This is a genomic window from Chamaesiphon sp. OTE_8_metabat_110 (genome assembly GCF_031382685.1).
GTDB lineage: Bacteria > Cyanobacteriota > Cyanobacteriia > Cyanobacteriales > Chamaesiphonaceae > Chamaesiphon.
In genome coordinates this window covers 1-9,711 of the sequence record NZ_JANMZA010000169.1, presented here as the reverse complement: position 1 = coordinate 9,711, position 9,711 = coordinate 1, and the positions used below count along the sequence as shown (strand labels likewise).

Sequence of the window (9,711 nt, the reverse complement as noted above, 5' to 3'; positions counted from 1 at the left end):
AAATTAGCCGCCGGACCTTGCTCTATACGGAGATGGTGACGAGTATGGCAATTTTGCATGGCGATAAACAAAAGCTACTCGGATTCGATGGCACCGAACATCCCTTGGCACTACAAATCGGTGGTGATAATCCACTAGACTTGGCTAAATGCGCCCAAATTGCAGAAGATTTCGGCTATGAAGAAGTAAATCTTAATGTTGGTTGTCCGAGCAGTCGCGTCCAAAGTGGTAACTTTGGGGCGTGCTTTATGCTCCAACCAGAAAATGTAGCTGAGTGTATTGCGGCGATGATAACTGCGACCAAAATACCCGTGACGATCAAACATCGGATCGGCGTCGATGAAGTCGATAGCTATGAAGATCTGGTAAAATTTGTCTCGATCGTTTCCCAAACAGGTTGCACTCGGTTCTCGATACATGCCCGCAAAGCCTGGTTACAGGGCTTAAGTCCCAAGGAAAACCGCGAAGTCCCCCCCCTCCGGTATGAGGATGTCCATCGGCTCAAACGGGATTTTCCCCACCTCTCGATCGAGATTAATGGCGGGTTTACCAGTTTGGCACAAGTCCAAACTCAGCTTCAACTCGTCGATGCGGTGATGATTGGCAGAGCGATTTACGATAATCCCTATCTCCTCGCTCTTGCAGATCGAGAAATCTATGGTGAAGCGACTCCACCGCCCAGCCGCCATCAAATCGTGGCGGCGATGCTGCCCTATATCGACTCTTGGATGAGTAAAAGTTGTAAGCTCAACAGCATCACCCGCCACATGTTGCAGCTATTTCATGGGCAACCAGGAAGCCGAATTTGGAAACGGCTAATTACCGAGCAATCGGTTCTACCTGGAGCGGGGGTAGCGGTGGTGGAGCGGGCACTAGGAGAGATGCAAGTTTAGAGAGTCAGCGCCGCTACTGTCAGTAATTTGTAAGTATTTTTGATTCTACCCACAGGACTAAAATCAGGGATTGCAGTTACCACACACAAATTATTAGCATGAGCGACTTGAATTTAAGTAGCGATCGTCACATAAGTCGATCGCATTAGTGGGATGCTGCTAGACTGCTTGCGGGCATGTACATACAGATCCGTAAGCTGCGCCAACTGCAACCTCAACGGCTTTGTTTTGGCATCTGCCAACCAGCGCCAATCTGGAGATCGATCGAATACCCCCGCCCATAATTGATTGGTACCGACACTGAGTGGTTGAAAGTGGGGGAATGGTGATGGTGGTTGGGGCAATCTTTGGATGGCACCCGTCAGCAGCGGACTAGCCATCAGTGGCGATGGCGACAGTAATACGATATTGTTTTGAGCATCGCGTTCGACTAAAATCAGATAACCGTTCGATCCGGCGGGAATTTCAATAAATACTGCGGTGCGAACTGCGATCGTCTGAATGAATTTAGCTCGATCTACCTCGCGATCTTCAGGAGTGGTAACAGATTCGGCGAGTACTAGTCCAAACCTGTCGCTATCTCGTGCCAACTCCCACAACATCTCCCATTGGCTGTTTGCATCGAGCGCAAACCATTGGACATCCGTAAAAAAATCCGCTCGATCGAGTTTCAAAGCGTAGAAGATCGCTTGCCATGTCTGACGATCTAAACTTTGGGCATTTAGCACTCGGCGAGCGAGCGATTCGCCAGTAATTTCGGGGACTCTGGATATCAACTTCTTAGTAGTACTAATTTTGCGAGCGGTAAGCATGGCTTTCCATTTAGCTTTACCTGCTGCTGACATCTCGATCGCGGGTGGACGCGATTTAGCTACTGGATCGGAATGAGGAGTTTGCATCTTGTCTTGACTTTTAATACTGGTTAATCTTCCCGATCGAGTGCATCTCATCAGCAATTTATTCAGTATAGATCTCTGAGGGGATAGGGGATAGGGGATAGGGGATAGGGGATAGGGGATAGTGAATAGTGAATAGCTTGCACTGTTGGCGTTGGTGTAGCCTGCCGTAGGCACAGCCTCGCCTTTGGCGATACGACAGCCGTTGGCGTAGCCTGCCGTAGGCACAGTGTGAATAGTGACATAGAAAGAAGCAAGCGTCCACAACTCATTACCCATTACCTCTTACCTCTTACCTTTTACCTTTTACCCATTACCCCTCATGCAATAATAACCTTGGCGGTTGCTCTAGAATAGAGATCGCCAGAATATGGATACTTCATATATTTATTTAATAATTTAACCGATCGCTGCAATGGAACATAACTATAGCCCCACCGAGATCGAGTCCAAATGGCAACAGGCTTGGACGGATGCAAATTTATATAAAACCGATACTACCAGCAATAAGCCAAAATTCTACGCCCTGTCGATGTTTCCCTATCCGTCGGGGAATCTGCACATGGGACACGTCCGTAACTATGTAATTACTGACGTAGTAGCCAGACAGAAGCGGATGCAGGGGCATCGGGTGCTGCATCCGATGGGTTGGGATGCCTTTGGCTTGCCAGCGGAAAATGCCGCTATCGAACGGGGAATTCATCCCGCGACGTGGACGTATCAAAATATTGCCCACATGCGGGGACAGTTGCAGAAATTGGGATTATCGATCGATTGGGAACGCGAAGTTGCCACCTGTTCGCCCGAATATTATCGGTGGACGCAGTGGATTTTCTTGAAGTTCTACGAAGGTGGCTTAGCGTACCAAAAAGACGGAATGGTAAATTGGGATCCGATCGACCAAACCGTGTTGGCAAACGAGCAAGTCGATGGTGAGGGGCGTTCCTGGCGTTCTGGTGCGATCGTGGAGAAAAAGGCACTCAAGCAGTGGTACTTTAAAATCACCGACTATGCCGAGCAATTATTGACCGATCTCGACCAGTTGTCAGGATGGCCGGAAAAAGTCCGCACGATGCAGGCAAATTGGATCGGCAAATCGATCGGGGCGAATCTAGAATTTCCCATTGTCGGCGCGAGTGAGAGAATTGCGGTATTTACGACTCGTCCCGATACTGTTTATGGTGTGAGCTATGTCGTACTGGCTCCCGAACATCCACTGACGGCGCAGGTGACTACTTCAGACCAAAAAGCGGCTGTAGATGCCTTCGTTGCGGAAATTAAGAATCAAAGCGAGATCGATCGGACGGCAGAAGATAAACCCAAGCGGGGCGTATTTACCGGAGCGATGGCGATTAATCCGTTTACGGGGACGGAGGTGCCGATTTGGATTGCGGATTATGTCTTGTATGAGTATGGGACGGGTGCTGTTATGGGCGTTCCCGCACACGATCTTCGCGATTTCAAATTTGCCAAGCAGTATCAGTTACCGATTACTCAAGTAATTGCTGCACCGAGCCAGAATACTGACACACCACTGGTGGCTGCATATACGGAAGCAGGCACGATCGTTAATTCCCGTCAATTCGACGGTTTGGATTCGGTGAATGCGAAGAAGTCGATAATCGACTATGCCGAGCAGCAGGGTTATGGCAACGGCAAAATTCAATATAAGTTGCGGGATTGGTTGATTTCGCGCCAACGTTATTGGGGTGTACCGATTCCGATCGTACATTGCCCAAAATGCGGTGCAGTGCCAGTTCCAGAGGCAGATTTACCAGTTAAATTACCTGAAGATGTCGAATTCACTGGCAAAGGTGGCAATCCCTTGGCACAATTAGATTCATGGGTAAATGTGCCATGTCCGACTTGTGGTACTCCAGCGAAACGGGAAACCGATACGATGGATACGTTTGTGGATTCTTCTTGGTATTTCTTGCGTTATCCAGATGCCACTAACGAACAGCAAATCTTCGACTCGAATATTACCAATGATTGGATGCCTGTAGACCAATATGTTGGTGGCATCGAACATGCAGTATTGCACTTATTATATGCCCGCTTCTTCACAAAAATAATTCGAGATTTTGGAGCTGGCGATCGTGGTAAAACCAAACTACTAAACTTTGACGAGCCATTTAAACAGTTACTCACTCAAGGGATGGTGCAGTCTACTACTTATAAGAATCCCCAAACAGGTAAATATATCGATCCAGCGACAGTATTAGATCGCGCTCATCCGACAGATCCAGTAAGTGGGATTGCGCTGGAAGTAACCTTTGATAAGATGTCTAAGTCGAAATATAATGGCATCGCTCCCGAAGAAGTGATTGGGAAATATGGTGTAGACACCGCGCGGATGTTCATCTTATTTAAAGCCCCACCAGAAAAAGATCTCGAATGGGATGATGCGGATGTTGAAGGACAGTTTCGCTTTCTAAATCGGTTGTGGCGATTGGTGTTGGCAGCTAAACCGGGAACTACAGTTGCCAGTGGCGAATTGTCGAAATCTGAAAAAGATTTACGTCGATTCGTTCATCATGCCATTCAAGCAATTACTGAAGATTTGGATGGAGATTATCAGTTTAATACTGCGGTATCGGAATTGATGAAACTGAGCAACGCCCTCACCGATGCAGATTGCAAAGATTCGCCTGTATATGCCGAAGGGATTGAAACTCTAATGATTTTAGCTGCGCCATTTGCACCGCACATGACAGAGGAACTGTGGCAATTAACTGGGCATTCCGGTTCGATTCACACGCAACCCTGGCGTAATTTCGATCCGGCTGCTTTGGTTGCTGATGAAATCACTTTAGTAATTCAAATCATGGGTAAAACTCGCGGGACGATTCAAGTCCCAGCAACCAAGGATTCAGCGACTCTAGAAGCTTATGCGCGCGAGTCGGCAATAACCAAGAAGTTCACGGAAGGGAAGGAGATTAAGAAAGTAATTGTGGTACCTGGAAAGTTAGTTAACTTTATTATTGGTTAGTAAATATAAACTATCTGTAAATCGGCAGAGGTAATGACCGATCGAATCTGTGTAAATTGAGCATAGAGCCACAAATCGACACCGATCGCGTTTTGTTGCTACAGCAGCAATCGAGTTAAATCCATCCTCCGCCAATTTTATGTCGCCTTCTAAGCAAGTTCGGTGGCTCAAAGCCTTTGCTATTGCTGCCTTCGTTACTCTAGCTATCCCTACACCGGGGCGTGCTGCCGATCGAGTGACTGGCTATTTTCCCCCATTTAAGGACTTTTCGGTTTCGGTGCGCGATCTCGAAGCTTTTGCTAAAGATGGCAAAATTCCTGCCGAGTATGCTAACTTAGCCCAGCAAACTCCACCCGCACAACTGCAACAATTCCGACAATCCTTGCAGCAGCGATTTGATGTGAGTCCGCAATATTTGGCGCAAGTTGTCAATTCACCACTGGTTAAACCGTTATTAGAGCGCGTTGGGGAGTCGATTCAGACAGACTCGCGGCAAAATGGGTCAAAGTCGCTGCGAATTGCACTGATCCAGTCAGCAGGCGATAAGAGACAAGGGTTGACAGTACTCAACGTTATCCGGCGGTTTCCCAGTCGCCAAGTCAAGCTGAATTTGGCGGAAGTATTCACCATCTATGACAACCTGACCGAATTATTCAAGCTGCGCGATACTACGGTTAGTACGCTCGATCGCCTTGCTGATGAGGAAGCCCAAACAAATAATACCAACTTCGCCAATCGACTCGATCTCCGCAGTGCAGGGACATTTCGCTGGCAAAAACGCTCATTTGCATGGCGGGATCGTTCGCGTCAACGGATGGTACCGGGCGATCTGTATGTGCCGCAAACAGCTTCGGCTCGTCCGCTGCCGATTATCGTTATTTCTCACGGCGTTGCTGAAGATCGGACTACCTATGCTTATTTAGCCGAGCATCTCGCCTCCTATGGCTTTGCCGTTGCGACTGTCGAGCATGTCGGTGGCGATGCCACTCGGTTTCGGAAGTATTTTTCTGGCTTGGCTCCAGCGCCACAAGCCACCGAATTGCTCCAACGTCCGCGCGATGTGACTTTTTTCCTCGATGAGCTGCAACGTCGCGCTCAAATAGATCCGAGCCTGCGCCAAATCGATGTCCAACAGACAGGACTAGTGGGACATTCCCTCGGCGGTTACACGGTGTTAGCATTAGCTGGTGCCCAAATCGATTTCGATCGAGTCCAGCTTCTGTGCAATCCCAATCGCTCTCTCAATCTCTCCGTCTTACTCCAATGTCGCGCTAAAGAGCTACCACCTAAACGTTATGCGTTCCAAGATCCGCGTGTCAAAGCGATTTTTGCGATTAGTCCCCTCAACAGTACGATTTTTGGGCAACGGGGGATGAGCCAGATTCGCGTCCCTGTCTTGATGATGGGTGGTAGCGATGATATTATTACGCCAGCTATACCAGAGCAAATCTATCCATTTACCTGGTTGCGATCGCCTGATAAGTATCTCGCAATTTTGGATAAAGGTACACACTTTTCTACTTTAAGTGTGGCTAAAAGTGATAGCGTGTTCCCAGTTTCCGATAGTTTTATCGGCCCCGAACCAGAACGAGCGCGGATGTTTACTAGAGCGCTCAGCTCGGCTTTTTTTCAAACTCATTTAGCCAACCGGAGTGAATTTAAACCTTATTTGAGTGCCGCTTATGGCAGATCGCTAGCACCGAATGGCGTGTCAGTAGCCAGCAAATCGCTCGTAGACACCAACACAAATCGAGCATCACTCCGACTAAATATCGTCGGTGCATCTGCGGCTGAATCACTCGTGCTGATGCTGCAACAAGATACTTCGCGGGCACCCGAACTCGCTCCTTCGATAATTAATAATTAATAATTAATAATTATTAATTATTAATTACCTCTCCCCAACACAGATTGCTTAGTCTTAACTAGTGCATTGTGATAAACGGTTTGCGTTTGAATGGCGATCTTTGCCCAATTAAAACGTTTGCCCAGTTCATCGTAGGCATTATCCGTCAACCACTTAGCATAACCTGGATTTTTGAGTACTTCCAAGATCCCCCATGCTAGCGAATTACAATCCCACTTCCAGGTAACGATTCCCGTCTTGGTATGTCTGACGACTTCCGCTAACCCCCCAGCATCAGATACTACCACTGGTACCCGCGCTGCAAAACTTTCTAGAGCGACAATCCCAAAAGGTTCGTATAAACTAGGGAACACCGCACAGTCGGCGACAGTTTGAAATCTATCTAGATCTTCATCAGACATAAAGCCTGTAAAAAAACATTTCTCCCAAATCCCCAGGTCCCAAGCTTGTTGTTTTAAACCATCAGTATTCCCACCACCGATGAAAATAAATTTGGCATTACCGCCGAGTTCCCATAAGACTCTAGGCGCGGCATTGAGGAGAACAAAGATGCCTTTTTCATAAGTCATCCGCCCTACATAATAGACGATTTGTTCGTAATCAGCAGCAAACCGCCGCCGAAAGTCCCAAAAATCAAAATCTTTAGGGCGCTGTTTTTTTTCAGGACGGATGCCATTATAAATAATGCTGATTCTTTCCCACGGACAGCGGAGAATTTGCCCAACTTCTTGCTGCATATACTGACTACAGACGATCGTTTGTGCGGCTGTCTCGACTAGGCGGGTTTCTTGAGAGTGAACGTACTCGCTGCTAGGGTTGTGAATGCCATTATGTCTGCCGAATTCCGTTGCATGAATCGTGGCGACGATCGGCAGATTAAATTTCTCGCTCAGAGCGATCGCGGTATCTGCTACCATCCAATCATGAGCGTGAATTAGATCGAAATCAGAATGGAGTTCTAATAACTTTGCGCCGTATTTCTTCATGCTGTGATTCATGTTGCCAATCCAGTTGAAGATGTCTTGACTGAATCCAGCAACAGGGACGCGATGAACGTAAATACCCTCGATGATTTCTTTAGCTGGTGCTTGAGAGAACTCCACCGTAATCAGATGAATCTCATGACCCAATTTAACCAGCTCGGGATACAACTCGGCACCATGACGAGCGATACCTCCCACGAGGCGCGGCGGAAATTCCCAAATTAGAACTAAAATTTTCATCGCTGCTAGGTGCGCTACTATTCTCTCCCTAAGTGGTAGTCGATCGGTAAAAGACAGCCTTGCTCTGGTAAGGTGTAGTGGTTTCTTCGACTATTTTTAGCATCGGATCGAGATGCTGTCGGTAATTAGAACTGAATATCTACCAAAAGATAGCTTCCGATGTCGATTCTGCGTGGTAAAAGCTAGTATTCCTAACATTATATCTGGCTATCGAGCGATCTGGCAGTTATTACTCGTTCGGCAGATAAGTAGTCGAAATATTACATTTTATACTCTAGCACCGGGCGGCGATCGCGGTCGCACTGAATCTTCCCAACGGGTGCCAGCGATTTGCACACGATCTAATCCTAATTCCCGATCGAGCAGTAAAATCTACAGCCGCGATCGCATAAACTTAGTCAATCGATCCATGCCTTTCTCGATCGTGGTGAGATCGGTCGCATACGAAATCCGAATGTGATCGTCCGCGCCAAATGGCAGTCCGGGAATGGTAGCGACTTGTTGCTGTTCGAGTAATTGCTGACAAAATTCCAGCGAGTTGAGCTGGGTACTGGCGATATTTACAAAGATATAAAAAGCGCCATCCGGCTTGGCACAACTTAGTCCCGGAATTGCCTCCAGCCGCTCGACAATTGCCTGTCTTCTCACCACAAATGCTTGGCGCATCGTCTCCACACAGTCCTGAGAGCCTTCTAGAGCCGCGATCGCACCGTATTGAGCAAAAGTACAGACATTGGACGTACTGTGCCCTTGGAGCGTGCTAGCGGCTTGAATCAGCGCCAGTGGCGCAGCTAGATAACCGATTCGCCAGCCAGTCATTGCGTAAGCTTTGGCAAAGCCACTACTAATAATCGTGCGTTGGAAAATGTCCTCACCCAAGGCACCGATACTAACTTGCTCGACGCCATCGTAGACAATTTTTTCGTAGATCTCATCCGATACCACCAAGATATCGCGATCGACTACCACTTTTGCCAATGCCTGTAACTCAGCACGGGTATAGACTACCCCAGAAGGGTTGGAAGGAGAATTGAGGATAAATAACTTGGTTTTGGGCGTAATTGCCGCGTCTAAAGCTGCGGGGGTGATTTTATAACCAGTACTACTGTCTGTCGGCACGATGACGGGAATCCCATCGACTAATTTCACCATTTCAGGGTAACTCAACCAAAACGGTGCGGGAATGATTACCTCATCGCCTGGATTTATCAGAGTTACCATCAGATTGTAGAGCGAATGCTTGCCACCATTGGTAACGAGAATATTGGCAGCATTATAGTTAAGACCATTATCGCGCTGGAGCTTGGTGGCGATCGCTTGGCGGAGGTGCGGCTCGCCAGCAGCGGCACCATACCTAGTTTTCCCCAAATCCAGCGCTTGTTTTGCCGCCGCCTTGATATGCTCTGGAGTGTCAAAGTCAGGTTCTCCCGCACTGAAACTACAGATGTCCTTGCCATCCTGTTGCATTGCCTTCGCCAGCGCGGAAATGGCTAGAGTAACAGATGGTTCGATCTCAGTAATGCGCCTTGCCAATTCCATAGCTTTACAAATGCTCCCCAGTCATCCCGCCCAATGTTGTTACACTGTATGTCTGCGAGCTGTCTTTGTGTATATAATTATAGTTCCCAAGCGTAAGCAATTATAAACCCATTTGCCAATCGGTCAACATCTAAATTAGGGATAAAAGATGAGGAATTTGGGGATCGGTGCTACGGATCGATCGCGATAAAAATAAAGTTTTCATGATGATAGCTATGGTAACAGGTGCTCTAGTCACGATCGCGAGTGTGAATTTCGATGTGGTAGTAGACTTCTACACCCAATTTTTGGGAACTACACC

6 protein-coding genes are annotated in these 9,711 nt (G+C 47.7%); 3 read left to right on the top strand and 3 right to left on the bottom strand.

Annotation, left to right across the window (positions count from 1 at the left end):
- Positions 1 to 2: 2 nt before the first annotated feature.
- Entirely contained in the window at positions 3 to 893 is an 891-nt protein-coding gene (dusA, locus tag RMO52_RS06100) for a tRNA dihydrouridine(20/20a) synthase DusA (RefSeq protein WP_310411906.1), read from the top strand.
- Between the two features lie 113 nt (positions 894 to 1,006).
- On the opposite strand, the gene RMO52_RS06095 is transcribed toward dusA, so the two are convergent.
- Positions 1,007 to 1,792: a hypothetical protein gene (locus RMO52_RS06095; protein WP_309739642.1), complete on the bottom strand. Its 786-nt coding sequence runs from the start codon at positions 1,790 to 1,792 to the stop codon at positions 1,007 to 1,009.
- Positions 1,793 to 2,204: 412 nt separating this feature from the next.
- Between RMO52_RS06095 and leuS the strand changes: the two genes are divergently transcribed.
- Together leuS and RMO52_RS06085 are read left to right on the top strand one after the other, a co-directional pair.
- Complete coding sequence (leuS, locus tag RMO52_RS06090) at positions 2,205 to 4,781, top strand: leucine--tRNA ligase (protein ID WP_310411903.1); 2,577 nt, start codon at positions 2,205 to 2,207, stop codon at positions 4,779 to 4,781.
- Between the two features lie 139 nt (positions 4,782 to 4,920).
- Positions 4,921 to 6,648 carry an alpha/beta hydrolase gene (locus tag RMO52_RS06085; RefSeq protein WP_310411901.1) on the top strand — a complete coding sequence of 576 codons (1,728 nt, stop codon included), beginning with the start codon at positions 4,921 to 4,923 and terminating at the stop codon, positions 6,646 to 6,648.
- Positions 6,649 to 6,668: 20 nt separating this feature from the next.
- Here RMO52_RS06085 and RMO52_RS06080 read toward each other — a convergent pair whose 3' ends face one another.
- Positions 6,669 to 7,871: a glycosyltransferase family 4 protein gene (locus RMO52_RS06080; protein ID WP_310411898.1), complete on the bottom strand. Its 1,203-nt coding sequence runs from the start codon at positions 7,869 to 7,871 to the stop codon at positions 6,669 to 6,671.
- 372 nt (positions 7,872 to 8,243) lie between these two features.
- On the bottom strand, positions 8,244 to 9,410 hold the full coding sequence (locus tag RMO52_RS06075; RefSeq protein WP_310411894.1) for a pyridoxal phosphate-dependent aminotransferase: 1,167 nt from the start codon (positions 9,408 to 9,410) through the stop codon (positions 8,244 to 8,246).
- Between the last annotated feature and the right edge of the window lie 301 nt (positions 9,411 to 9,711).

Coding starts and splice junctions, on each gene's coding strand:
- RMO52_RS06095 (WP_309739642.1), bottom strand. CDS start 1,792: ATGCAAACTCCTCATTCCGATCCAGTAGCTAAATCGCGTCCACCCGCG.
- leuS (WP_310411903.1), top strand. CDS start 2,205: ATGGAACATAACTATAGCCCCACCGAGATCGAGTCCAAATGGCAACAG.
- RMO52_RS06085 (WP_310411901.1), top strand. CDS start 4,921: ATGTCGCCTTCTAAGCAAGTTCGGTGGCTCAAAGCCTTTGCTATTGCT.
- RMO52_RS06080 (WP_310411898.1), bottom strand. CDS start 7,871: ATGAAAATTTTAGTTCTAATTTGGGAATTTCCGCCGCGCCTCGTGGGA.
- RMO52_RS06075 (WP_310411894.1), bottom strand. CDS start 9,410: ATGGAATTGGCAAGGCGCATTACTGAGATCGAACCATCTGTTACTCTA.